Annotated in this window: 19 protein-coding genes; 16 read left to right on the top strand and 3 right to left on the bottom strand. The window is 67.5% G+C overall.

Translation table 11 applies throughout. From position 1 onward, the window contains the following. Nucleotides 1-16: 16 nt before the first annotated feature. The gene (locus tag RYM47_RS09680; RefSeq protein ID WP_315387517.1) at nt 17-2,101 is read left to right on the top strand and encodes a gluconolaconase; all 2,085 of its coding nucleotides are present in this window, start codon (nt 17-19) and stop codon (nt 2,099-2,101) included. 9 nt (nt 2,102-2,110) lie between these two features. Here RYM47_RS09680 and RYM47_RS09675 read toward each other — a convergent pair whose 3' ends face one another. After that, a complete protein-coding gene (locus RYM47_RS09675) occupies nt 2,111-2,485 on the bottom strand; it encodes a YciI family protein (RefSeq protein ID WP_315387515.1) in 375 nt (124 codons plus the stop codon). 211 nt (nt 2,486-2,696) lie between these two features. On the opposite strand from RYM47_RS09675, the gene RYM47_RS09670 reads away from it, so the two are divergent. The 11 genes from RYM47_RS09670 to RYM47_RS09620 all read left to right on the top strand — a co-directional run bounded on the left by RYM47_RS09670 (nt 2,697) and on the right by RYM47_RS09620 (nt 13,972). Then, nucleotides 2,697-3,116: a YciI family protein gene (locus tag RYM47_RS09670; RefSeq protein WP_070208768.1), complete on the top strand. Its 420-nt coding sequence runs from the start codon at nt 2,697-2,699 to the stop codon at nt 3,114-3,116. A gap of 27 nt (nt 3,117-3,143) precedes the next feature. Next, the gene (locus RYM47_RS09665) at nt 3,144-3,569 is read left to right on the top strand and encodes a VOC family protein (RefSeq protein WP_315387513.1); all 426 of its coding nucleotides are present in this window, start codon (nt 3,144-3,146) and stop codon (nt 3,567-3,569) included. A 16-nt stretch (nt 3,570-3,585) separates the two neighbouring features. Next, the gene (locus RYM47_RS09660) at nt 3,586-3,993 is read left to right on the top strand and encodes a VOC family protein (RefSeq protein ID WP_315387511.1); all 408 of its coding nucleotides are present in this window, start codon (nt 3,586-3,588) and stop codon (nt 3,991-3,993) included. Nucleotides 3,994-4,050: 57 nt separating this feature from the next. After that, on the top strand, nt 4,051-5,304 hold the full coding sequence (locus RYM47_RS09655) for a sigma-70 family RNA polymerase sigma factor (protein ID WP_315387509.1): 1,254 nt from the start codon (nt 4,051-4,053) through the stop codon (nt 5,302-5,304). A gap of 100 nt (nt 5,305-5,404) precedes the next feature. Further along, nucleotides 5,405-6,607 carry a hypothetical protein gene (locus RYM47_RS09650; RefSeq protein WP_315387507.1) on the top strand — a complete coding sequence of 401 codons (1,203 nt, stop codon included), beginning with the start codon at nt 5,405-5,407 and terminating at the stop codon, nt 6,605-6,607. Beyond that, nucleotides 6,598-7,698, top strand: a complete 1,101-nt coding sequence (locus tag RYM47_RS09645; RefSeq protein WP_315387505.1) for a hypothetical protein — start codon at nt 6,598-6,600, stop codon at nt 7,696-7,698. Before RYM47_RS09650 ends, RYM47_RS09645 begins: the two co-directional genes overlap by 10 nt. A 44-nt stretch (nt 7,699-7,742) precedes the next feature. Beyond that, nucleotides 7,743-8,405 carry a hypothetical protein gene (locus tag RYM47_RS09640; protein WP_315387504.1) on the top strand — a complete coding sequence of 221 codons (663 nt, stop codon included), beginning with the start codon at nt 7,743-7,745 and terminating at the stop codon, nt 8,403-8,405. Between the two features lie 18 nt (nt 8,406-8,423). Beyond that, the gene (locus RYM47_RS09635) at nt 8,424-10,061 is read left to right on the top strand and encodes a CsgG/HfaB family protein (protein ID WP_315387502.1); all 1,638 of its coding nucleotides are present in this window, start codon (nt 8,424-8,426) and stop codon (nt 10,059-10,061) included. A 106-nt stretch (nt 10,062-10,167) separates the two neighbouring features. Beyond that, a complete protein-coding gene (locus RYM47_RS09630; RefSeq protein WP_315387500.1) occupies nt 10,168-11,817 on the top strand; it encodes a M28 family metallopeptidase in 1,650 nt (549 codons plus the stop codon). 129 nt (nt 11,818-11,946) lie between these two features. Further along, nucleotides 11,947-13,209, top strand: a complete 1,263-nt coding sequence (locus tag RYM47_RS09625) for a histidine kinase (protein WP_315387498.1) — start codon at nt 11,947-11,949, stop codon at nt 13,207-13,209. Next, complete coding sequence (locus tag RYM47_RS09620; RefSeq protein WP_315387495.1) at nt 13,199-13,972, top strand: LytTR family DNA-binding domain-containing protein; 774 nt, start codon at nt 13,199-13,201, stop codon at nt 13,970-13,972. The genes RYM47_RS09625 and RYM47_RS09620 overlap by 11 nt, the downstream gene beginning before the upstream one ends. A 46-nt stretch (nt 13,973-14,018) precedes the next feature. Here RYM47_RS09620 and RYM47_RS09615 read toward each other — a convergent pair whose 3' ends face one another. After that, nucleotides 14,019-14,633 (bottom strand): hypothetical protein, encoded by a 615-nt coding sequence (locus RYM47_RS09615; protein WP_315387494.1) that lies wholly within the window; start codon nt 14,631-14,633, stop codon nt 14,019-14,021. 322 nt (nt 14,634-14,955) lie between these two features. On the opposite strand from RYM47_RS09615, the gene RYM47_RS09610 reads away from it, so the two are divergent. Continuing rightward, nucleotides 14,956-15,870: an oxygenase MpaB family protein gene (locus RYM47_RS09610; protein WP_315387493.1), complete on the top strand. Its 915-nt coding sequence runs from the start codon at nt 14,956-14,958 to the stop codon at nt 15,868-15,870. Between the two features lie 49 nt (nt 15,871-15,919). Here the strand turns inward: RYM47_RS09610 and RYM47_RS09605 are convergent, their stop codons facing one another. Continuing rightward, on the bottom strand, nt 15,920-18,037 hold the full coding sequence (locus RYM47_RS09605) for a M13 family metallopeptidase (RefSeq protein WP_315387491.1): 2,118 nt from the start codon (nt 18,035-18,037) through the stop codon (nt 15,920-15,922). A 315-nt stretch (nt 18,038-18,352) separates the two neighbouring features. Between RYM47_RS09605 and RYM47_RS09600 the strand changes: the two genes are divergently transcribed. The 3 genes from RYM47_RS09600 to RYM47_RS09590 all read left to right on the top strand — a co-directional run bounded on the left by RYM47_RS09600 (nt 18,353) and on the right by RYM47_RS09590 (nt 23,914). Beyond that, entirely contained in the window at nt 18,353-21,301 is a 2,949-nt protein-coding gene (locus RYM47_RS09600) for an EAL domain-containing protein (protein ID WP_315387490.1), read from the top strand. A 102-nt stretch (nt 21,302-21,403) separates the two neighbouring features. Continuing rightward, nucleotides 21,404-22,198, top strand: coding sequence for a class III extradiol ring-cleavage dioxygenase (locus tag RYM47_RS09595; RefSeq protein WP_315387488.1), 795 nt, complete (start codon nt 21,404-21,406; stop codon nt 22,196-22,198). A 72-nt stretch (nt 22,199-22,270) separates the two neighbouring features. Continuing rightward, nucleotides 22,271-23,914, top strand: a complete 1,644-nt coding sequence (locus RYM47_RS09590; RefSeq protein ID WP_315387486.1) for a Na+/H+ antiporter — start codon at nt 22,271-22,273, stop codon at nt 23,912-23,914. The last annotated feature ends 6 nt before the right edge of the window (nt 23,915-23,920 follow it).

Here is a 23,920-nt window from a genome sequence, read left to right as displayed (position 1 = left end):
GCAGGCAAGGATCGCGATGACGCGTGTACGATGGACGATGGCGGGGCTGGTCGCCGCAGTGGTGGCGGCTGCGTTGGCCTGGACGTTCCTGCGCACGCCTGCCGAGCCGGCGCCACCGCCGGGCCCGCCGTCCACAGTGCTGGGCTGGACGCCCGACATTTCGCTGCTGGCCGGTGACGGGGTGGGCGGGATGCGCGACGGTGCAGGCGCGCAGGCGCGTTTCGCCGATCCCTATGGGCTGGCACTGGATGCGCAGGGCGTGCTGTACGTGGCAGATGGGGGCGACAGCAACCGCATCCGCCGGATCCATCCGGACGGCCGGGTAGACACGCTGGCAGGGCAAGGCGAGGGCTGGCGCGATGGTCCTGCGCTGCAGGCGCAGTTCAACACCCCTTCGTCGATCGCGCTGGACGCGGCCGGCAACGTGTTCGTGGCCGACACCGGCAACCATGCGATCCGCCGGATCGGCACCGATGGCAACGTCACTACCATTGCCGGTGATGGCAAGCCTGGATACGTGGACGGCCCGGCCGCGCAGGCCCGCTTCGACGCGCCGATGGGCGTGGCGGTGGACGCTGCGGGCCGTGTGTACGTCGCCGACACCTGGAACGACCGGATCCGCGTGATCGAGTCGGATGGCCAGGTGCGCACGCTGGCCGGTGGTGACTCGCCGGGCAACGTGGACGGTGCCGGCGTCGGCGCACGGGTGGACACCCCGGTGGCGCTGGCGCTGGATGGCCACGGCAACCTGCTGATCGCGGACATGCTCAACAATGCGGTGCGCCGGCTGGCGCCGGACGGCACCGTGGACACGCTGCTCGCCGACGGCAGCCTGCTCAACGGACCGATGGCGCTGGCGGTGACCCACGACAACGTGGTGTACATCAGCGACTTCGACGGCAAGGTGGTGCAGCTCACCGCGCAGGGCCACGTGCTGGCGTTGGGCGGCGTGGCACCGCAGACGCGCTTCTCGCGGCCGGCCGGGTTGGCGCTGGATGCGGACGGTGGGCTGTACCTGTCTGACGCGGCGTCGTATCGCGTGCACAGGGTGCGTGCGCTGGCGGCTGGTGCGACCCCGGCGCCGGTGCTGATCGGCCCGGCTGCCGATGCACCGCTGCCCGACACCGGCGGGCGCTGGCCGCTCGCGCCGCAGCTGGGCTGGCACGAAGTGGTGGGCACGCTGGGCGAGGTGCGCGGCAACTTCAGTGGCGAAAGCCGGCACCACCTGCACGATGGTTTCGATATCCGGGGTGACGTGGGCCAGACCGTGTTGGCCATTGCCGATGGCAAGGTCAGCAGCCCGTTCTCCAGCTGGTCGGTGGGCGGGCAGGGCGAAGGGTTGTCGCTGGACCGGCTGCGCTACATCCACATGAAGGTGGGCCGCGATGCGCGCGATCGTCCGCTGGATGCGCGCTGGCCGCAGCTGCGCGACCTGGACGGCAAGCTGGAACGCGTGCGGGTACGCCGTGGCACGCGGTTCAAGGCGGGCGATCCGCTGGGCAGCATCAACCGCATGGCGCATGTGCACCTGAGCGTGGGCGCCAGTGGGTTCCAGCGCAATGCAGTGGCGCTGGGGTTCGTGGACTACGCCGACAGTTTCGCGCCGCGCATCACCGAGGTGGCGCTGCTGGACGACATGGACCAGCCGATCACGGCAGGCCCGGGGGCGCGCGTGGAAGTGCCGCGCCAGGGCCCGGGTGTGCAGATCGTGGTGGAGGCGTGGGATCAGGTGGACAACAACCTGCCGCGCCGACGTCTGGGGGCGTACCAGGTGGGGTACCAGATTCTCGACGCGGCCGGCACGCCGTTGCCGGGTTATGAGCAGCCGCGTTTCAACATCGTGTTCAACCGGATGCCGCGCGAGAACAGCGCCACGGTGGTGGCGTATGCGCCGGACAGTGGGATCACCGTGCATGGCAGTGCGGTGACGCGATTCCGGTACCTGGTGACCAATACCGTGCGCGATGGGTTGGTGGAAACCGGGCGCTGGCAGCCGGATGCGTTGCCGGCGGGGGAGTACGTGATTCGTGCGAGTGCGCGCGATTACAGCGGGAATGAAGCCGTGGGCGTGCGCGAATTGAGGGTCACGTTGCTGCCGTGACCGGCAACGTCACGCACCCACGCGCTCGCGCTCCACATCCATGTCCTCCACCGGCCGCACTTCGATGCTGCCGTAGCGCGACCACGGGAACTGCTGGGCGATGCGCATGGCTTCTTCGTGGTTGGGCGCGTTGATGAGGTTGAAGCCGGCCAGCAGTTCGCGGGTTTCGGCGAACGGGCCGTCGGTGATGCGCGCCTGCGCATCGCGCGTACGCAGTGTGCGTGCCTGGTTGACCGGCTCGAGCCGCTGCGACAGCACCAGCGTGCCTTCGGCTTCAAGCTTGTCGGCGTGCTGGATGCAGCCGCGCATGACGCGGTCGTATTCCTCGGCCGGCAGGTCCTGGATCAGGGTCGGGTCGATGTAGATCAGCAGCAGGAATTGCATGGCGGCACCGGGGCTGCGGGGGAGAGGCCATCATGCCCCAGCCCGCGCGACGGTCCTGTTGCAGTGCAGCGCCCATGGCGTGTTCAGGGCTGTATCCGACACGGGGTGGCGGCATCGAATTAATTTTTGGCGACCGTGTCGATTTCCGGTCCACTGGGGCGTCGTAACCAGTGAAGGGCCCGCCAACCGGGTCGGCATCGAGGACAACGCAATGAAAGTCATGGTGATCGTGAAGGCGACCGAGGCCACCGAGGCCGGGCAGCTGCCCACCGAAGCGCAGTTCAAGGCGATGGGGGACTTCAACGAGGAACTGATCAACGCCGGGATCATGCTGGCCGGCGACGGACTGCGCCCCAGTTCGCACGGGCGGCGGGTGGCCTATACCGGCGCCGCACCGCAGGTGATCGACGGCCCGTTCGCGGAAACCCGCGAGCTGGTGGCCGGGTTCTGGCTGTGGCAGGTGCGCTCGGTGGACGAAGCCACCGAATGGCTCAAGCGGGCGCCGTTCCTGCCCGGCGACGTCGTGGAAATCCGTCCGTTCTATACCGAAGAAGATTTCGGCGAAGCCTTCACCCCGGAATTACGTGCACAGGAACAGCGTTTGCGCGAGCAGATCGGCCAGGCCGACTGACCCACCCCCGACCCTCTGGAGAGTCCCATGAAACTGATTCCCTTCCTTGGCTTCAACGGCAAGACCCACGAGGCGATGGCCTTCTACGCCCAGGCCCTGGGTGGCAAGGTCACTTCGGAAATGAAGTACAGCGACATGCCGCCGAGCGACAACATGGAGGGCTGCGGTGACAACCAGGGCCCGAGCGATCCCGATCTGATCGCGCACAGCCAGCTGGAAGTGGACGGCGCGATCCTGATGGCCGCCGATGGCCCGGGCGCCGGTGACGGCGGCACCACCACCATCAACGTCGACGTGGAGACCGAAGATGAAGCCGAGCGCGTGTTCAAGGCGCTGGCCGAAGGCGGCAAGATCACCTTCCCGATCGGCGAGACGTTCTGGGCCAAGCGCTGGGGCATGCTCGAAGACAAGTACGGCAAGCCGTGGATGGTCAACTGCATGAAGCCCTACTGATTACCAAGGACAGACCATGAGCGATGCACCGCAGATGATCTTCGTGAATCTCCCGGTCAAGGACCTGGAGAAGAGCAAGCGCTTTTTCGCCGCACTGGGCTTCACCCCCAACCTGACCTACACCGATGAAAAGGCCGCGTCCTTCAACATCAGCGACACCATCATGCTGATGCTGCTGAAGGAGGACTTCTTCGCCACCTACATCAACCGCCCCATCGGCGATGCGCACAAGCAGGCGCAGGTGATACTGGCGCTGTCCTCGCCCAGCCGCGCCGCCGTGGACGCCACCGTGGAAAAGGCGCTGGCCGCAGGCGGCACCGAACCGACCGAGCCACGCGATTACGGCTTCATGTACCAGCGCAGCTTCGCCGATCCGGACGGCCACCTGTGGGAAGTGGCGCACATGGACGGCGAACCCGGCTGACGCCCGCTGCCGCGCCGCACCTTGTGCGGCGCGGTGGGCGATGCTCTCATTCGCCGCATGGATGCCGCACTCACGCAACGACTGGATACCCTCTGGCGGATGGAGTCGCCGGCCCTGATCGCACGCCTGGCGCGGATGCTGGGGGGCGACATCGGGCGTGCCGAAGAACTGGCCCAGGACACCTGGCTGGCCGCGCTGGAGCGTTGGCCCACGCAGGGTGTTCCGGAGAATCCGGGAGCGTGGTTGATGACCACCGCACGCAATCGCGCCATCGACGTGCTGCGCCAGCACCAGCGCGTGGCCGGCCAGCATGCGCAGTGGGGCAGCGAGCTGGAGCCGCAGCCGCTACCGTTGCCCGACGACAGCGACGCGCTGCAGGACGACATCGGCGACGACCTGCTGCGGCTGATGTTCGTGGCCTGCCACCCGGTGCTGTCGGCCGACGCGCGGGTGGCGCTTACCCTGCGCCTGCTCGGTGGACTGACCACCGACGAGATCGCGCGTGCGTTCCTGCAGCCCGAACCCACCATCGCCCAGCGCATCGTGCGTGCCAAGCGCACGCTGGCCGCAAAACAGGTGCCGTTCGAGGTGCCGCGCCAGGCCGCGTTGCCGGAACGGTTGGGTTCGGTGCTTGCGGTGGTGTACCTGATCTTCAACGAAGGCTATGCGGCCAGCAGCGGCGATGACTGGATGCGCCCGGCGCTGTGCGAAGAAGCATTGCGCCTGGGCCGGGTGCTGCAGCAGCGCCTGCCGGCGTGGCCGCAGGTGCACGGATTGCTGGCGTTGATGGAACTGCAGGCCTCGCGCGCGGCAGCGCGGGTGGACGCGCACGGCAACCCGATCCTGCTGCCCGAGCAGGACCGCACCCGCTGGGACCACCTGCAGGTGGCGCGCGGCCAGGCCGCGTTGCGGCAGGCGCTGGCGCTGGGCGGTGCGGACGAGGGCTATGTCCTGCAGGCCGCGATTGCCGACTGCCACGCGCGCGCGCGGCGTGCCGATCAGACGGACTGGGCGCGCATGGCTGCGTTGTATGCGCGGCTGGCGCAGGTGCAGCCGTCGCCGGTGGTGGAACTCAACCGCGCGGTGGCGGTGTCGCGTGCCGAAGGCGCCGCTGCTGCCTGGCCACTGGTGGAAGCGCTGGCCGGTGATCCGCGCCTCCAGGACTACGCGCCGTTGGCGGCGGTGCAGGGCGATCTGTTGTCGCAGATGGGCCGCCACGCGGACGCTGCAGAAGCCTTCGCGCGCGCGGCACGCCTTACGCCCAATGCGCGGGAGCGGGCACTCCTGCAGGCCCGCGCGGATACCAGATGACGCTTTTGACTTGATTGTGTCGCATTCATCTTCTATCGTGTCGCATTCATAAAAGTGGCCTGGCACTCGCCAAGGTCCAGCCGATAAGGGATGCGGGACGATGGTTTCAGGGAAGAAGCGCACGCGCGCGCATGGCGCGTGGCTGTTGTTGTGCGGGCTGTTGCTGGTGGGAACTGCCTTTGCCGGCAGCGCACAGGCCGCCGACAAGTCGCAGCAGGCCTATTGGGCCGGATTCGCCTACACCGCCGATCAGAGCGCCGTAGAGGCGAGCACGCCACGTGCGGCAGCCGTGTTGGAAGCGCGTGGCCTCGCTCCGCTCAACCAGGCCCTGTGGGCACGCCTGAAAGCCAAGCCACCGGCGACCCTGGAACTGATCGACCAGCCGCTGGCGATGCTCGATGGCACCACCAGCGCCACCGTGCTGGCCACCGCGCTGGACCGCGAGCTGGTCTCCATCGAACCCATTGGTGGCCAGTACAAGGTGCTGGTGGAAGTGGCGCTGCAGGCGCTGTTCTTCGACTTCCGCGAACGCCAGGTGGTGGCCTCCTACCCGATCACGCTGCAGCGGATCGACGTGATGGACTTCCTGCCGGACGAAGACGACATCGACACCATCGTCGCCGACCTCCTGTACGGCAACGCCGCCACCGGCCTTCCGCAGGTGCTGGCCGACACGTTGTCCAAGGCCAAACTGCCGGCCGCCTCCACGCGCCGCCTGCAGGTGGGTGAAGTAACCCTCTCCGACGCGGTGCGCGCCAGGCTGCCCGACGCGGTGAACGAGCAGGTGCTGCGCGCCACGCTGGCGCATGAATTGTCCAAGACCCTGTCGTCCAACACCGGCATCGGCCTGCTGCCGCCGGCCAGTGGCCAGGCGATCGGCGGGGCGATGGCGGCGCGCTTTGCCGACGGCAAGGTCTACCAGCTGAAGATTCCCGAGCCGGACTACGTGGTGAAGCTGCGCCTGGACGCGCTGAAGAACGGCGTGATCAATGAAACCCCGGCGATGAAGACGATGCTGTTCGGCGCGTTCTTCCAGGCCACGGTGGTGGAGCCGTTCTCGGGCAAGGTGTTCTTCGACCAGCCGCTGCGCAAGGGCGCCACCAAGGTGGTGCCAGCCACGCAGTGGCACGTGGACCAGTGGTCGGCCAGCTATGAAACCGTGCTGGCCGGGCTGGACGCCTTCGCCGGTGCCGCCGCCAAGCGCGCCGATGCGCGCGCCTGGCTGGACGAACAGAAGCCCGGCGGCAAGCCGCTGCAGCAACAGACCCAAGCCCTCCAGGAGTTGATCGCCTCATGCCGTTGATTCGCGCCGTACTGCTGATTCTCATTGCCCTGATGGTTGCCGCGCCGGTGTCGGCGCAGACCGCCAGTTCCCGTGGTACCGGTTCGGCCAGCTATGGGCTGCGCCTGAGTGCCGACACCCGTGCCGAAGCCTTGAAGAAGGCCAAGGTCAACGCGCTGGAGGCGTACATCGCCGAATCCGGTGCGGCCAAGCTGCGCCTGTTCGAAGACCGCCGCGCCGAGTTCATCGGTGAAATCGACCGCTACGTGCTGTCGGCGGTGCCGCTCTCGGACACCGAAGACAAGAAGGCCAAGACCTACACGGTCAGCGTGCGTGCCGAGATCAACACCACCCTGCTGCAGACCAAGCTGGATGCCGGCTCGGCCACCGCCGGCGCGCGTGGCAACGAGCGCTCGCTGCTGACCTTCCTGTTCATGGCGCGCTCGCAGGACACCGTGCAGTCGTTCCAGGACAAGGAATACCGCCGCGTTGACGCCAGCCAGAGCTATGACGAGAAGACCCGCGAAGGCGACAGCTTCCGTGGCAACTCGGTGAGCACCAGCGGCAGCGTCAACCAGAACGCCTCGGTGTCGATCACCTCCGGCGGCAGCACCACCGCACGCAGCGACAACGTCAGCTGGAAGGTGGCCAACGCCAACGAGATCAACACCGCCATGACCGGGGCGTTCAGCGCCGCCGGCTATGAGGTGGTCGAAGCGGAGTACGTGGAAGGCGAGAGCCGTGGCCTGCTGAGCATCGAGCGCATCCGCAAGGACTTCAGCACCGGCAACGACCTGTCTGCCGCCACCCTGCGCGACACCGCCAACGGCATCAAGGCCGCCAACATTCCGTACCTGGCCGTCGGCACGCTCGACGTGGGCATGCGCGACCGCGACCCGGTCAGCGGCAACACCCGCGTGTTCGTGACCGTCACCGGCAAGGTGCTGGACGTGAGCGGTCGCTTCCCGAAGACGGTGTCGTCGGTGGGTCCGGTGCAGTTCTCCGGAACCGGTCCGAACGAGACCGTGGCCCGCACCAATGCACTGCAGATCGCGTCTGAAAAGGGCGCGCAGCAGATGATCAACGAATTGAACGTCAAGGCCGTGCGCTGATCGCACGCCGGCACCGCAACCCGCATTTCATCAAGGAATACACCATGATCCGCAAGACCCTCATCGCACTGGCCCTGGCCACCACCTTCGCCGCACCGGCCCACGCGCAGTTCGGCAAGCTGAAGGACCTGGCTGGCGGCGGTTCGTCGTCGTCGTCCTCGTCGGCCGCCCCGAGCGAAGCCGACCAGGAAGCGCTGGTGCGTCGTTTCGCCGCTTCGCAGTCGCACTCGCTGGAAGCGCAGACCGCGTTCGCCAAGGCCTTCGGTCTGGCCGAGCAGGTGCAGCTGCTGGAAGCCGAGCGCCAGGCGCTTTCGTCCGGTTCGGTCAACGTCGACCAGATGAAGAAGTCGGTCTCGGTCAGCGAAGCCGCGCAGGCTGCGATCGATGAGCGCGTGGCCGCCAAGCCGGAGCTGAGCGCCGAGTCCAAGCAGCACTACACCGACGGCCTGATCGCGCTGGCTGCCTCGGCCGTGGAAGGCCAGAAGCTGAGCGGTGAAGCCAGCAATTTCGCCAGCGGCATGAAGAACCTGGGCGCCACCCAGCTGGCCACCGTGGGCCGCAAGCTGGCCGCCGGTGCGTGGGTTGCCAAGGAATCGCCGGGCTACCTGAAGGGTCTGTACAGCTCGTCCAAGGCGGCGCTGACCTTCGCCCGCGCCAGCAAGATCAAGGTGCCGGGCAACGCCGAGTCGCTGCTCGACACCCTGTAAGCCAACGGAGCGCCACGCATGCAGACCGCAACCCGACTGATCGGCCTGGCCCTCACCGCGACCCTGCTTGCCGCCTGCGGCAAGCAGGAGGCACCGGTGGAGGCGACGGCAGCCAAGGTGGAATCGAAGCTGGAAGCCCCGGCCGAGAAACCGCTCCGCGGTACGCCCGATTTCGGCGGCACCACCAAGGTGGCGCGGGAAGCCGACGGCATCGGCAGCACGCCGGAGCTGGCGGTGCTGGCGGCGTTGCAGTCGGCGGTGGCGCAGGTCAATGGCGTGCGCGTGGCCAGCCAGATGCAGAGCCTGCGTGCGGGCCTGCATGTGGACGTGGATGGGGAGCACGTCGGCGATATCCGCGCCGACGCGTTCGCCCAGCAGATGATTGCCGCCTCGCAGGGGGCGGTGCTGGGCTATGAAATCCTCTCGCAGGAAGAAGTGACCCAGCTCGATGAAGAAGTGACCGCCCGCGTGCGCGCCAGTGACGCCGGCTACAAATATTCGGCGTCTGCCTCGGCCAGTGGTTCGGCGCAGGCGCAGGCGGAAGCGTCCGACGGTTCCGCGTCGGCCTCGGCCAGCATCAAGGAAAGCTACAAGGAACAGGCCAGCGTCAACGCCGAGCGCGGCGCGCAGTCGTTCGAGTCGGACGTGAGCCGCCGCACCCTGCGCAGCTACTGGAAGGTGCGCGTGCGCGCCGATATCGCCCAGTACCGCGCCCCGGACGAGCAGGGCCGGCCGAAGATCGTGGTGGCCCAACCGCACGTGCGCAGCGGCAGTTACGCGGTGGGCGACGGCCGCGTGGCCAGCGAAGAAGTGGCCGCGGCGATCCGCGCGCGCCTGAACGATACGCTGACCCAGACCAAGCGCTTCATCGTGCTCGACCGTGAATTCGGCGAGGAGATGCAAACCGAGATCGACCACATCAACAGCGGCAACGTGCGCCTGCAGGACACCGCGCGGCTGGGCCAGCAGCTGGCCACCGACCTGATCCTGATTCCGACCATCGAACGCTTCGAGTACCCGCGCAGCGTGCGCAACCTGCGCATGTCCGACCGCCAGGTGACCTCGTACTCCGGCGGCGGGCGCATCACGCTGCGGCTGATCAACGCCACCACCGGTGAGGTGGTGATGTCCGACAGCTTCGACCACCAGCTGGCCTCGACCGGCCCGAGCACCCTGCCGCGCGTGGTGGATGGCAAGGGCATGGCGGCGGCGATGATGGAGTCGCTGTCCGGCCAGATCGGCACCGCGATCATCACCGAGATCTTCCCGGTGTCGGTGGTGGCGATGACCGGCGACCAGGTGGTGCTGAGCCAGGGTGGGGACACGTTGAAAGTGGGCCAGCGTTGGCAGGCGGTGATGCTCGGTGACGAGCTGAAGGATCCGCAGACCGGTCGTTCGCTGGGCCGCAATGAAACCCCGTGCTGCACGATCCGGGTGGACCGGGTGGCCTCGCAGACCTCCTACGGCACCATCGAAGGTGGCGCGGATGTGGGCGGGAGTGCGTTCAAGCCGGGCTCGATCGAGCTGCGGCAGCAGGCGGGTGCGGTGAAGCAGGCGGCTGCAGCGGCAACCGCCGGCAGCGGCACCGCCAAGCCCAAGCCCGCCCGCGCAGCCGCACCGAAGGCCGCAGCACCTGCGGAAGATCCGAACTGGTGAGGAACAGACCCGGTCGCGCCGGCCGTTGGCCGGCGCGGGCGGTCCATGCCACGCGCGGGACGGTTATGATCCGATGACGGGCAAAAACCCCGCATTGGAGAGAACAATGAAGCGAGTGGTACTGAGCGTGCTGGCCCTGTCGGTGTCCAGCGCCCTGATGGCGGCGACGCCGAAATTCGACGGCGCGCGGATCTCCGCCGACGTGAAGGAACTGGCGTCCGACGCCTATGAAGGCCGCTCCCCGGCCACCGCCGGCGAAGAGAAGACCATCGCCTTCCTCAGCAAGCAGTTCGCCGATGCCGGCCTGCAGCCGGGCGGTGACCTCAAGGATGGCAAGCGCCTGTGGACCCAGGCCGTGCCGCTGCGCAAGGGCGACATCGTCGGCGCCCCGAGCCTGGCGCTGTCCAGCAAGGGCAAGCCGCAGACCCTCACCCAGGGCAAGGAAATCGCCGTGCGCGCGGCCATGAACGGCGCCAGCGAAGTGGACATCCAGAACGCCCCGCTGGTGTTCCTGGGCTACGGCGTGAACGCGCCGGAGCGCAACTGGAACGACTTCAAGGACGTCGACCTGAAGGGCAAGATCGCGGTGGTGCTGATCAACGACCCCGATTTCGAAACCGGCGAAGGCAGCTTCGACGGCAAGGGCATGACCTACTACGGCCGTTGGACCTACAAGTACGAAGAGGGCGCCCGCCAGGGTGCGCTGGGCGTGCTGATCGTGCACGAGACCGCGCCGGCCTCCTACGGCTGGGCCACGGTGGCCGGCTCCAACACCAACACCATGTTCGACGTGGTCCGCGACAACCCGGCCGAAGCGCACCCGCTGCTGGAAGGCTGGATCCAGCGCGACCTGGCGGTGGAGCTGTTCAAGCGCGCCGGGCATGACTTCGAGGCGCTGAAGAAGAAGGCGCAGCGCAGCGACTTCAAGCCGGTGGAACTGAAGGGCGAAACCCTGTCGGCCAAGTACGCGGTGAAGACCGAGGTGATCACCTCGCACAACGTGGCCGCGCGCCTGGAAGGCAGCAAGCACCCGGATGAGACCGTGGTGTACAGCGCGCACTGGGACCACATCGGCGTGGGCAAGCCGGATGCGAATGGCGACACCATCTTCAACGGCGCGCTGGACAATGCCAGCGGCACCGCTTCGCTGGTGGAACTGGCCCGTGGCTTCGCCAAGGGCCCGCGCCCCGAGCGTTCGGTGCTGTTCCTGGCGGTGACGGCGGAAGAGAAGGGCCTGCTGGGCTCGGAGTACTACGCCACCCACCCGCTGTATCCGCTGGCCAAGACCGTGGCGGTGATCAACATGGACGGCATGGCGCCGTTCGGGCCGTCGCGCGACTTCGGCATCTACGGGTCGGCCAAGCTGGAACTGCTGGACCAGCTCAAGGACGTGGCCAAGGGCTGGGACATCCGCTACACGCCGGACCCGAAGCCGGAAGCCGGCCTGTTCTTCCGTTCCGACCACTTCCCGTTCGCCAAGCGTGGCGTGCCGGCGGTGTCGTACTCGGCGGGCCAGGACTGGGTGGACGGTGGGGTTGAGGCGGGCAAGAAGGCCTCGGACGACTACACCGCCAAGCGCTACCACCAGCAGGGCGACGAATGGCAGCCGGACTGGACGTTCGCTGGCGCCGCCCGCGACCTGGAAGTGGTGTACACGCTGGGCAACCAGCTGGCCAACAGCCGCGCCTGGCCGAACTGGAGCGATGATTCGCAGTTCCGCGCCACCCGGGATGCCTCGGCGACCGACCGGAAATGATGTACCGCCCCGCCGGCAACTGCCGGCGGGGCACCGTTTCATCCCCCGATTCCCTGCCTCCATCGCATACCGCTTGTGCCCCACCGGGGCGCGGCTATCCTCACACCATCCCATCGTGAAGACGCCGCCGTGTTCGCCAGTCTCTCCCTGATTCTTCGCATCCTGCTGGCCTGGGCCGCTGCACTGGTGGTGGCCGGGTTCGTCTGGAGCGGCTTCTTCCACGGCATGGACGAGGGTCCGGGCTGGGTGTTCGGGCTGCTCTCCCTGTTCCTGATGGTCACCGCGCTGGGCAGCTGCATCACCCATCTGCGCCGTGTCTCGACCCTGGCCGGCCGCCTGGATTCGGCCACCCTGTCCAGCCGCCAGCGCCGCCAGATCGAGCTGCCGATGGACGCCGGCGCGGCATTCACCCTGGTCGAACAGGCGATCAGGGAACTGCCGCGGGTGGAAGATATCGAAAGCGCCGCCGGCAGCCTGCAGGTGCGCGCCTGCGTGCGCCGCGTGGATCCTTACAACGGCCGCCCGCCGTCGCGCTGGAATCTGCCGGCGCGCTGGGCGATCAAGCGCAACACCGTGCTGGCCACGGTCACCCCGGGGCAGGGCACCAGCAGCGTGACCCTGGTGTTCGAACCCGACGCGGGCGTCTGGGCCGACCTGCTGGCGGTGGACGAAGGCAGCAACTACGAAAACGCCGAAGCGGTCGGGCGCGCCATCACCCGCCATGTGGCTGAGCAGCGCCGCGACGAACAGGCCGCGGCCGAACAGACCGCGACCGAGAAGGAGCTGTCGGTGGCCCGGTTGAACCTGCTGCACGCCCAAGTGGAACCGCACTTCCTGTACAACACGCTGGCCAACGCGCAGGTGCTGACCCGCACCGACCCGCCGCGTGCCGACCAGATGCTGGGGCACCTCATCCAGTACCTGCGCAGTTCGCTGCCGAGCGTGGACGAGTCGATGTCCACCCTGGGCGTGGAACTGGAGCGCACCCAGGCTTACCTGGAAATCCTCAAGATCCGCATGGGTGCGCGACTGGCGCTGCATGTGGACGTTCCGCCGGCGCTGAACAGCCTGCCGCTGCCGTCGATGGCGCTGCAGACGCTGGTCGAGAATGCGATCAAGCACGGGCTGGAACCCAAGCCCGGTGGCGGTACGGTGTGGATCATCGCGCGCGCCTTCGACGACCACGTCACCCTCACCGTGGCCGACGACGGCCTGGGCTTTGGCCAGGGCGGCAGCAGCGGTACCGGTATCGGGCTCAAGAACCTGCGCGAACGGCTGCGCCTGACCTGCGGCGAACGCGCCGGCGTGGCCATCGTGTCCAACTTCCCCAGCGGCGTGGCGGCAACGATCACCCTGCCGCGCGACGCACGCGAGGCGATCCATGCTGCTTGATGCCCTCATTGCCGAAGACGAAGACCTGCTGCGCCAGTCGCTGGTCGCCCAGCTGCAGCGGTTGTGGCCGGAACTGCGGCTGGTGGCCGAATGCGAAGACGGTGCCAGTGCACTCGAACGCCTGGCCGAACTGAAGCCGGACCTGGCCCTGCTCGACATCCGCATGCCCGGGATCAGTGGCATCGACGTGGCGCGCGCGCTGCCGGAAATCAGCCCGCGCACCCAGGTGGTGTTCGTGACCGCCTACGACCAGTACGCGATCGATGCGTTCGAACAGGGCGCCATCGACTACCTGCTCAAGCCGGTCAGCGACGAGCGGCTGCTGGCCACGCGCGAACGCATCCTGGCCCGCATGCAGATGGGGCGCCCGGACAATGCGATGCTGGAACAGTTGCTGCAACGGCTCGGGCAGCAGCCGGCCGCGCATTCGAACGCGCCGCCGCTGGCCTGGATCACCGCCAGCAACGGCCGTGACACGCAGCTGATCATGCTTGAAGACGTGGTCTACTTCCGCGCCGACAGCAAGTACACCACCGTGGTGACCGAAGCCGGCGAGAGCCTGCTGCGCACGCCGTTGCGCGAGCTGCTGGAAGTGCTGGACCCGCAGCGCTTCCGCCAGGTGCACCGTTCCACCATCGTCAACATGAAGGCGGTGGCGGCGGTCACGCGGGATGACACCGGACGCGGGCAGTTGAAGTTGAAGCATCGCCCGGAGCTGCTCAATGTAAGCCAGCCGTTCATGAGCCTGTTCCGGGGGATGTAACGAAAAACGCCGGGCGATGCCCGGCGTTCGATTCCGCGTGTGCTCGTCAGAAAGCGGGCTGCAGGTGCATGTTGTCTCGCGGGTCCGGCTCACCCACATGGTTCAACTGTCCCACCAGTTCCGAATGCTGCTTCATGCGGCCGATCTCGCGCATGATGCGGATGTCTTCGTGGCGAAGCTCGCGCTTGGCGGACACCGCCTGCTTGTAATCGAGCACTTCCGGGTAATGCTGGGCCATGTCCAGCGCTTCGGCCACGCACTCGACGGTGTCGGCATCCGAGGTGATCCGCGCGCGGCTGTTGAACGCCTTCATCCAGCGCTCGAAACCGGCGGTATGGTCGAACATGTTGGCCATGAACCAGATCACGAACAGGATCGAGACCCACGAGCCGAACACGATCACCACGCGGGTGAAGGTGATATGGAAGTCGTCCTTCCACAGGTAATTGGCGATCAGGCCGAGGATCAGCAGCGACGCCGCCTGCCAGCCGACGATGGACGCCATGAGCCACTGGCCCTTGGCCTTGGCCAGCGTGGACACTTCCTCGCGGATCTGCTGCTCACTCTTGTTGCGCCAATGCGCGACCTGCTTCTCGAACGGGCTGCTGTACAGCTCGTTGTCCTGGAGCAGTAAACCCAAACCTTTGAACAAAGCGATCATCACGGGCTCCTTCGGGAACGTGCAGCAGCGCATTGGACTTACGGTGAGGCGGATTCAGTTCTAAGCAGGTTCTCGGCGCTTGGCAATGGGCAGTGCGACAAAACGCCGCAGGGGGTCTGGCTGAATGGGCGGGATGTGAAAAATATTGCGCGGCGCATCATGGCAATCCAAGGCGGAAAGCTGAAGAACGTGCTCAATTCATGTTGCAGTCGCACAATCTTGAACGACGGCGCGACCACACCATGGCCGGGATGTCGTACATCACGCAGAATTGACGCAACCGCGCAGGACGGCGGTGTCCCGAACGCCCCAGGAACCCGCAATGTCGTCACTGCTGCACCGCCTTGCCCGCCCCGCCACGGCGCCGATCCGCCGCTGGGTGCTGGAGGCGTTTCCCCGCGACCAGAGCGGCATCGATTACGACCATCCGCTGGGCGATCCGGGCTGGTTCGGCCCGGACAGCGCCACGTGGCGGGTCCACGCCGAACTGCCCGGCATGCTGGCCGGCGGGTTGTGTGCGCTCATGCTGCAGACCCTGCATCCGCTGGCGCTGGCCGGGGTGTACGACCACTCCAATTTCCGCGATGACCTGGTTGGACGCCTGCGCCGGACCACTTCGTTTGTGGCCGGCACCAGTTACGCGGCGGCAGGCGAAGTGGAAGCGCTGGTGGCGAAGGTCAAGTGCATCCACGCACAGGTGCGCGGAACGACGGCGGACGGGCGGGCGTACTCGGCCGACGATCCGGACCTGCTGACCTGGGTGCACGTGACCGAGGCCTACGGGTTCCTGCAGGGCTGCCGGCGCTACTGCCGCGATGTGCCTGAAGCGATCGCGGACCGGTACTACAACGAGTACCGCCGCGTGGCGGAAGCATTGGGGGCGACCAATGTGCCAGCGACCGAAGCGGAGGTCACCGCCTACTTCGAGCGACAACTGCCGGTGCTGCGCTTCGACGCACGTTCGCGCGAAGTGCTGGCGGTGCTTTCCGGAATACGCCTGCCGGTCCCGATGCCCGGGGTATCGCGCGACCTGTTCCTCAGCGCGGGTGCGGCGCTGCTGCCGGAGTGGGCCAACACGATGCTGGAGCGCACGCCGTTGCAGCGCACGCAGGCACGTGCATCGGCGAAGGTGTTGCAGGGCATTTCACCCTTGTTCCGCCGCGCATTGCACGACGGCACCGCGCCCCGCGCGTGTGCACGCGTTGGCGTGCCAGCGAGTGTGTTGTCGCACTGGTAAAAAAAACGGACGCCGAGGCGTCCGTTCTTTATTCAACCGTTCACACCAATCACCACACCTTGACCCGCTTCTCCGGAGCCAGGTACAGCTTCTGGCCTTCCTTCACCTCGAACGCCGGGTACCACGCGTCCAGGTTGCGCACGGTGAGCGCGCGGAACTGGCCCGGTGCGTGCACGTTGGTCAGCAGCGAGTTGCGCAGTGCCTGCTCGCGCGCCTTGCTGCGCCACGCCTGCGCAAAGCCCAGGAAGAAGCGCTGGTCCGGGGTGAAGCCTTCCAGCGTCTGGCCCGGCTTGCCCTGCAGCGACAGCTGGTAGGCGTCGTACGCGGTGGCCAGGCCGGCCACGTCGGCGATGTTCTCGCCCAGGGTCAGGCGACCGTTGACCGAGACCCCCGGGAACGGCTCGTAGCTGCTGAACTGCGCGGCCAGCGCGTCGCCCGCTGCGTTGAACTTCTTCAGGTCCTCGGCCGTCCACCAGTTGTTCAACTTGCCGGTCTGGTCGAACAGCGCACCGGCATTGTCGAAGCCGTGGCTGATTTCATGGCCGATCACCGCACCGATGGCGCCGTAGTTCACCGCGTCGTCGGCCGCGCCGTCGAAGAACGGCGGCTGCAGGATCGCGGCCGGGAACACCAGGCGATTTTCCAGCGGCACGTTCATCGCGTTGATGGTCTGCGGCAGCATCGCCCATTCGCTGTGGTCCACCGGCTGGCCCAGCTTGGCCAGGTTGCGGCGGTACTCGAACAGGCTGGCACGCTCGGCGTTGCCCAGCGCGTCGTCGCGCTTCACTTCGAGGCCGCTGTAGTCGCGCCACTTGTCCGGGTAGCCCATGCCCACGGTGAGACCTTCAACCTTTGCCTTGGCATGCGCCTTGGTTTCCGGCGACATCCATTCCAGTGCGTCGATGCGCTTGGCGAACGCGGCGATGATGTTCTTCGCCATCTCATCGGCACGCGCCTTGGTGGCCGGGTCGAAGTGTTTCTCGACGTAGATCTTGCCGATCGCTTCGCCCACCGCGTTGTTGCTTTCATCCACCCCACGCTTCCAGCGCTCGCTCTGCTGCGGAGTGCCGTTGAGCGTGGTGCCGTGGAAGGCGAAGCGCGCATCGGACATGGCCTTGGGCAGGTACGGCGCGGCGCGGTCCAGCGCGTGGAAGGTCAGGTAGTCCTTCCACACGTCCAGCGGTTCGGTGGCGACCAGGCGCGAGATACCGGCCACGGCCTTGGGCTGCCACACGATGAAGTCGTCCTGCTTGTCCAGGCCGGCGGCGGCCAGGAACGCGGCCCAGTCCATGCCGGGTGCCTTGGCGCTCAGGTCGGCCTGCTTCCAGGCGTTGGCGCCCTTGGCCACGTCGTTGGTTTCTTCCTGGGTGGCATGCGCCTGGGCGATGCGGGTTTCCAGCGCGACGATGCGCTGCGCCTTGGCCGCCGGGTCGGCCACGCCGGCCAGCTGCAGCACCTGGGCGATATAGGCCTGGTACTGCTTGCGGATCTCGGCCATGCGGCCGCCCTGCAGGTAGAAGTCGCGGTCCGGCAGGCCCAGGCCGCCCTGCACCAGGTACGGGGCGTTGCGATCCGGCTGCAGCAGGTCCACCGACACCCAGGTGCCGAACAGGCGGTCGGTGTAGAAGTTGGTGGCGTTGAGCAGGTCCACGTCGGCGCGCAGGGTGCCGCCCAGCGCGGTGGCCAGCGCGGACTTGTCGGCGATGCCGCCGATGGCGTCCAGCTCCGGCTTCACCACGCCCATGCCGCGCGATTCGATCCCGGCTTCGTCCATGAACGCGGCGTAGTAGTCGCCGATCAGCTTGGTTTCACCGTCGGCCTTGGTGTCGGCGGCGGCGCCTTCGAGGATCGCGCGGGTGTCGGCCAGGGTTTTCTCGGAAATGACATTGAAGCTGCCGAAACTGGAGCGGTCGGCCGGGATCTCGGTGTTCTTGACCCAGTTGCCGTTGGCGAACCCGAAGAAATCGTCACCGGCGGCGACGCTGCGGTCCATGCCGGTGGCGTCGAAGCCGAAGCTGCCCAGCTGCGGCTTGGGGGCGGCAGGCGCGGCGGCGGTATCGGCGGCCGGGGTGGTCGGCGCGGACGCATCGCGGTCGCAGGCGGCCAGGCCCAGCGACAGGCTGGCGGCAATGGCAAGCATCAGGGTGGGGCGGCGCAGCTTGGACATGGACTTCTCAGGCAACGGGGAAACCCCAAGTTTAATACCCGGCCGTGTCTCGATTCTTTGCCGATTGCTGCCTGGCAGGGTCACGATCATGGGGGGTTCACCCCGGGGCGGTCCGCATAAAACCTGTGACGGCCGTCGCACCCCTTCCCGAGCCGCCCGGGCTCGTGCATGCTGGGGCCAAGGCGCTGGGCCAAGGCCTGGCCCGTGGGGAACGGGTCCGCAGCGCGTCAAGAAATTGCGACGTCGGCCGCTCAGGTTGGGGAAACCAGGAAGCGTTTACATGAAGTCAGGCCGTCACGCTGGTAGAGGTAAGCAATGCCCGCACTGAGCCAGCCGATGGCGCGGCCGCTGCGGACGATCGTCTGGCTGGGCATCGGCATGGGCCTGCTGCTGGGCGTGGGCCTGGTGGTGATGCTGGCCAATGACTACCAGCGCCGGCAGGAAGCGGCGCAACGCCAGAGCACCGCGCTGGCAATCGGATCGCAGCGCCTGCTGCGACTGGAACTGCGCAATCTCGAGCGCGCGATGCGCGGCATCGCCGCTGATGGCGCGCAGCTGTTTGACCGGGTGCCGACCCAGGCGCCGGACCTGCTGGACGAGGCCATCGACGGGGTACTGCAGCGCCATGCCGAGCTGGAAAGCATCGTGGTGGTGGACCAGTTCGGCCGCGCGCTGACCAGCGGCGGCGGCGATCTGACCCTTCCGCTTTGGATCGTGGAAAACCATCGCGGTGCCGACAGCCAGCTGTACCTGGGCCCGCCGCAGGACCTGGGCATGCGGCGCTGGGTGCTGCCGCTGGCGCTGCGCATGGGCCAGGATCGCTGGTTGCTGAGCCGGCTGCATACCAGCGAGCTGCAGTCGATCATCAGCGGGCTGGATATCGGTTACCACGGCGTGCTGTCGATCAGCGACGTCACCGGTCACGTGCTGGCGCGCAGTCCGGACAATGAAGGGCTCACCGGGCGCCGATTCACCCTGCAGCGCCGCGACCTGGTCGGCCGCGATGCGATCACCCCGCTGGGTATCGAATACAGCCCGATCGACAAGGTCGAGCGCATTTCCACCCTGACCACTCTGTCCGACTATCCGCTGGCGGTGTATGCGGGGCTGGCCCGGCAGGACGTGCTGGCGCCGTGGTGGCCGTACGTGCAGGCTTCGGTCGGCCTGTTCCTGCTCTACTGGGGTGCGTTCGCGCTGGTCTACACCAGCCTGCGCCGTGCCACCCGTCGCCAGGATGCGATGAGCGCGGAGCTGCGCACCGGCCACGCCGAGCTGCGCATGGCCCACCAGGTCGGCAAGATCTGTACCTGGACGGTGGACGAAGACGCCGCCGTGCTGCGCTGGTCGCCGCTGGCCCGCGAGATCTTCGGCATTCCGATCGACGCGCTGCCGGTGTCGGAGTTCTTCCAGCGCGTGCATCACGAAGACGCGCCGCGCCTGCAGGACGCCTTCCACCACGCGTTCGCCGGCAACGGCGTGCTCGATGAAATGTTCCGCATCGTGCTGCCGGGGGGCACCACGCACTGGGTATCGGCGCGCGGCCAGCAGGTTGGCGGCAGCGACCAGGAACGGCGCATGATCGGCGCCCTCACCGACGTCAGCGAGCGGGTCCAGGCGCTGGCGCGCGCGCAGCAGGCCGAGCGGCAGTTCCGCCTGCTGTTCGACCGCAATCCGGCGCCGTTCTGGGTGTTCGACCCGGATACGCTGCGCTTCCTGGAAGTCAACGAAGCGGCCGTGCGCCAGTACGGCTACAGCCGCGACGAATTCCTGGCGATGAGCATCCTCGACATCCGCCCGCGCGAAGGCTGGGAAGAGATCCGCGGCGCCATTGCCAGTGCCGCCAACGGCGACCTGCAGGACGCCAAGGTGCGCCTGCACCGGCGCAAGGACGGCACCGTGTTCGAAGTGCGCGCACACCTGGCGCGGTTGGACTTCGATGGGCGCGAGGCCTGCCTGGTGCTGGCCGAAGACATCAGCGACCGCATGGCCTACGAGCGCGACCTGGCCTACCACGCCACCCACAACCCGGCCACCGGCCTCCTCAACACGCGCGCGCTGGCCGCGCAGCTGGATGAGGAAGGGGGCAGCTACACCATCGCCTACGTGCAGTTCCGCGGCCTGCAACTGGTGGCCGACACCCTCGGCCGCGAAGTCGGCGATGTGGTGCTGCAGGCCATGGCCAAGCGGCTGGGTGGACTGGGCGTGCGCTATGGCCTGCTGGCGTTCCAGCCGGCCGAGGATTTCATCTTCGCCATCCGCGACGACCACGAGCGCCAGACCGCGCTGGATACGCTGGTGCAGACCGTCTCTGAACCGGTACGTGGGCAGGATTGGCTGCACCAGTTCGAGCCACGCATCGGCGTGGCGGTGAAGTTCGACGGCGACGTGGTCAGCGCCGAACAGGTGATCGGCATGGCGGCACAGGCCGCGCATGCCGCGCGCGACGAGGGCAGCGTGATTGCCTGGTTCGACAGCACGGTGAGTTCGCGGCTGGCCGATCGCCTGCGCCTGGCCGGGCGCATCCACAGCGCGATCGATGCCGAGTTCGCGCTGTATTTCCAGCCGATCTGCCACGCCAGCGACGGCACCCCTGCGGCGTTGGAAGCGCTGCTGCGCTGGCCGCAGGCCGACGGCAGCTTCATTCCGCCGGGTGAATTCATCCAGTTGTGCGAAGACACCGGGTTGATCCTGGCGCTCGGGCGTTGGGTGATCCGCGAAGCGGCGCGCGCGCAGCGCCAGCTGGTGGACGCCGGCTGGGACCTGCCGATCGCGGTGAACGTGTCGGCGGTGCAGTTCTTCAACAGCGACCTGGTGGCCGAATTCCAGCGGGCCAGCCAGGAATTCGGGCTGGCGCGTGGCGCGCTGCACGTGGAGCTGACCGAGAGCAGCCTGATGCGCAAGCCGGGCCAGGCCAAGCAGACCATGCAGCGCATGCACGAGCAGGGCATCCACATTTCGCTGGACGACTTCGGCACCGGTTACTCGAACATGTCCTACCTGCAGCACCTGCCGCTGGACATCCTGAAGATCGACCGCAGCTTCGTGGCCGACGTGGAAACCAACCCGCGCAATGCGTCGATCTGCCGCGCGCTGCTGTCGCTGGGCCACAGCATGGGCCTGACCGTGATCGCCGAAGGCGTGGAGACCCCGGGCCAGCACGAATGGCTGGCCGCACACGGCTGCGACCAGGTGCAGGGCTACCTGCTGGGCCGGCCGGCACCGTTGGTGGATGTGATCGGGCGGTTGGAGATGGCGGCGGTGTGAGGCCTATTGTTCCATGTTTGGAACTAATCGCGGTTATTGTGGTTATTCAAGTTCATCCTTATTGGTAATAGGCTGGTCGTCTGGATCCCCCGGAGCCCCGCCATGACCCGCCTGCCGTCGCTGTACATCTCCCATGGTTCGCCGATGACTGCCCTGCACCCGGGGTTGGTGGGCGTGCGCCTGGCCGAGCTGGCCGCGCAGCTGCCGCGCCCGCGCGCGATCGTGATGGCCTCGGCGCACTGGCTGACCCGCCAGCCGGTGGTAGGGGCGCATCCGCAGCCGCCGACCATCCACGACTTCGGTGGCTTCCCACAGGCGCTGTTCGACATCCAGTACCCCGCGCCGGGCGACCCGGCGCTGGCGGACGAGATTGCCGAGCGCCTGGACAAGGCCGGCTTGCCCACGCTGCAGGATCCCACCCGTGGCCTCGACCACGGCGCCTGGGTGCCGCTGCGCCTGCTCTATCCGCAGGCCGATATTCCGGTAGTGCCGCTGGCGCTGCAGCCGCTGCAGGGACCGGCCCACCAGTTCGCGCTGGGCCGTGCGCTGGCACCGCTGCGCGACCAGGGCGTGCTGCTGGTCGGCTCCGGCAGCGTCACCCACAACCTGCACGACTTCCGCGAGTACCAGAGCGGCGGTGAAGCGCCCTATGTGCGCCCCTTCATCGAATGGGTGGAGCAGCGCCTGCAGGCCGACGACAGCGCCGCGCTGCTCGATTACCGTCGGCAGGCGCCGCATGCCGAGCGCGCGCATCCGACCGATGAGCATTTCCAGCCGCTGCACTTCGCGCTCGGCGCGGCCGGGGGCGATACGCTCGGCGCGCAGCGCATCGACGCGGGCATCGACGCCGGCATGCTGGCGATGGACATCTACCGCTTCGACGGGCCCGCACACTGAGGCAGGGACGCGCCTGTCGTACGCGGTTACGGATGGGTGTGGTAATTTTTTTCCAGGCTTTCTGGAAAATGCATGCATACGATTGAAGTCGTGCTGGCGATGCTGGTGGCGGTGGTCGCCAGCGGCTACCTGGTAAGGGTGCTGCCGTTGGCGGTGCCGCTGCCGTTGGTGCAGATCGGACTGGGCGCGGTGATTGCCGGGGTGTTCAACCGTGGCCACGCGCTGGAACCGGAAATGTTCTTCCTGCTGTTCCTGCCGCCGCTGCTGTTCCTGGACGGCTGGCGTATTCCCAAGCAGGGCCTGTTCCGCGACAAGGGCGTGATCCTGGAGCTGGCGTTCGGGCTGGTGGTGTTCACCGTGCTCGGCGCCGGCCTGCTGATCCACTGGTTGATTCCGGTGATGCCGCTGGGCGTGGCGTTCGCGCTGGCCGCGATCATTTCGCCGACCGATCCGGTGGCGGTCAGCTCGATCGCCAAGAGTGCGCCGATCCCCAAGCGCCTGATGCACATCCTGGAAGGCGAGTCGTTGTTGAACGATGCCTCCGGCCTGGTGTGTTTCCGCTTCGCGGTGGCGGCAGTGATGACCGGCGCGTTCTCGCTGGCCGACGCCTCGCTGACGTTCCTGTGGGTGGCGGTGGCCGGGCTGGCGATCGGCGTGGCGGTCACGCTCGGCGTGTCCACCTTCCAGCGCTGGCTGTGGCGGCGCTTCGGCGAAGAACCCGGCGCGGCGTTGCTGGTCAACCTGCTGATTCCCTTCGCCGCCTACCTGCTGGCCGAAGAAGCCAATGCCTCGGGCATTCTGGCGGCGGTGTCGGCGGGCATCACCATGAGCTACGTGGAGCTCACCGGCCGTGTCTCCGGCAGCATGCGCGTGCAGCGCATGGCCGTGTGGAACATGCTGCAGTTCGCCTTCAACGGCATCATGTTCGTGCTGCTCGGCGAGCAGCTGCCGGGCATCGTCGACCGCGCGATGACCACGGTCAGCGAAAGCGGCCACCACAGCGCGTGGTGGTTGCTGGTGTATGTGGTGGTGATCAACCTGGCGCTGGTGCTGCTGCGCCTGGCCTGGGTGTACCTGTCGCTGCGCTGGAGCCTGCTGCGTGCGCGGCATCGGGGCGAGGCCGGGCAGGGTACCTCGTGGCGGATCGTGGTGGCCACGTCGCTGGCCGGCGTGCGCGGTGCGATCACGCTGGCCGGTGTGTTGACCCTGCCGCTGTTCCTGCCCGATGGCACGGCCTTCCCGGCGCGCGACCTGGTGATCTTCCTGGCGGCGGCGGTGATCCTGGTGTCGCTGGTGGGCGCCAGCGTCGCGCTGCCGCGGCTGTTGAAGGGGCTGGAACTGCCGGCCGATTCGGGCGAGCGCAAGGAAGAAGACCTGGCGCGGCGGCTGGCGTCGAAGGCCGCGTTGGCCGGGGTCGAGCGGATGCGCCAGCAGCTGGTGCAGAACCAGACCACCGACAACGTGCAGCTGTACAACGATGCGGCCTCACGCGTGAGCCTGTTGTATCAGCGCGTTCTTGAAAAGGATGAAGGCCCGGATGCTGACCCGGAAAAAGTGCGGCGGATGGAGCAGGGGTATCGGCAGCTGCGCAGCGCGGGATTGACCGCCGAGCGCGAAGAGCTGTTCCGGCTGACCCGGCGCGGCCGGATTTCCGATGAGATCTCGCGGAAGCTGATCCGGAACCTGGATCTGCTGGAGACCCGGCAGCGGGATTGACGACAA

It is taken from the genome of uncultured Stenotrophomonas sp., assembly GCF_963519125.1.
Lineage (GTDB): Bacteria > Pseudomonadota > Gammaproteobacteria > Xanthomonadales > Xanthomonadaceae > Stenotrophomonas.
This window is presented reverse-complemented; position numbering and strand designations above follow the sequence as displayed.

Bases quoted from the DNA above. Each gene is read 5' to 3' on its own strand.
- RYM47_RS09680 (WP_315387517.1), top strand. From the start codon at position 17: ATGACGCGTGTACGATGGACGATGGCGGGGCTGGTCGCCGCAGTGGTG.
- RYM47_RS09675 (WP_315387515.1), bottom strand. From the start codon at position 2,485: ATGCAATTCCTGCTGCTGATCTACATCGACCCGACCCTGATCCAGGAC.
- RYM47_RS09670 (WP_070208768.1), top strand. From the start codon at position 2,697: ATGAAAGTCATGGTGATCGTGAAGGCGACCGAGGCCACCGAGGCCGGG.
- RYM47_RS09665 (WP_315387513.1), top strand. From the start codon at position 3,144: ATGAAACTGATTCCCTTCCTTGGCTTCAACGGCAAGACCCACGAGGCG.
- RYM47_RS09660 (WP_315387511.1), top strand. From the start codon at position 3,586: ATGAGCGATGCACCGCAGATGATCTTCGTGAATCTCCCGGTCAAGGAC.
- RYM47_RS09655 (WP_315387509.1), top strand. From the start codon at position 4,051: ATGGATGCCGCACTCACGCAACGACTGGATACCCTCTGGCGGATGGAG.
- RYM47_RS09650 (WP_315387507.1), top strand. From the start codon at position 5,405: ATGGTTTCAGGGAAGAAGCGCACGCGCGCGCATGGCGCGTGGCTGTTG.
- RYM47_RS09645 (WP_315387505.1), top strand. From the start codon at position 6,598: ATGCCGTTGATTCGCGCCGTACTGCTGATTCTCATTGCCCTGATGGTT.
- RYM47_RS09640 (WP_315387504.1), top strand. From the start codon at position 7,743: ATGATCCGCAAGACCCTCATCGCACTGGCCCTGGCCACCACCTTCGCC.
- RYM47_RS09635 (WP_315387502.1), top strand. From the start codon at position 8,424: ATGCAGACCGCAACCCGACTGATCGGCCTGGCCCTCACCGCGACCCTG.
- RYM47_RS09630 (WP_315387500.1), top strand. From the start codon at position 10,168: ATGAAGCGAGTGGTACTGAGCGTGCTGGCCCTGTCGGTGTCCAGCGCC.
- RYM47_RS09620 (WP_315387495.1), top strand. From the start codon at position 13,199: ATGCTGCTTGATGCCCTCATTGCCGAAGACGAAGACCTGCTGCGCCAG.
- RYM47_RS09615 (WP_315387494.1), bottom strand. From the start codon at position 14,633: ATGATCGCTTTGTTCAAAGGTTTGGGTTTACTGCTCCAGGACAACGAG.
- RYM47_RS09610 (WP_315387493.1), top strand. From the start codon at position 14,956: ATGTCGTCACTGCTGCACCGCCTTGCCCGCCCCGCCACGGCGCCGATC.
- RYM47_RS09605 (WP_315387491.1), bottom strand. From the start codon at position 18,037: ATGTCCAAGCTGCGCCGCCCCACCCTGATGCTTGCCATTGCCGCCAGC.
- RYM47_RS09600 (WP_315387490.1), top strand. From the start codon at position 18,353: ATGCCCGCACTGAGCCAGCCGATGGCGCGGCCGCTGCGGACGATCGTC.
- RYM47_RS09595 (WP_315387488.1), top strand. From the start codon at position 21,404: ATGACCCGCCTGCCGTCGCTGTACATCTCCCATGGTTCGCCGATGACT.
- RYM47_RS09590 (WP_315387486.1), top strand. From the start codon at position 22,271: ATGCATACGATTGAAGTCGTGCTGGCGATGCTGGTGGCGGTGGTCGCC.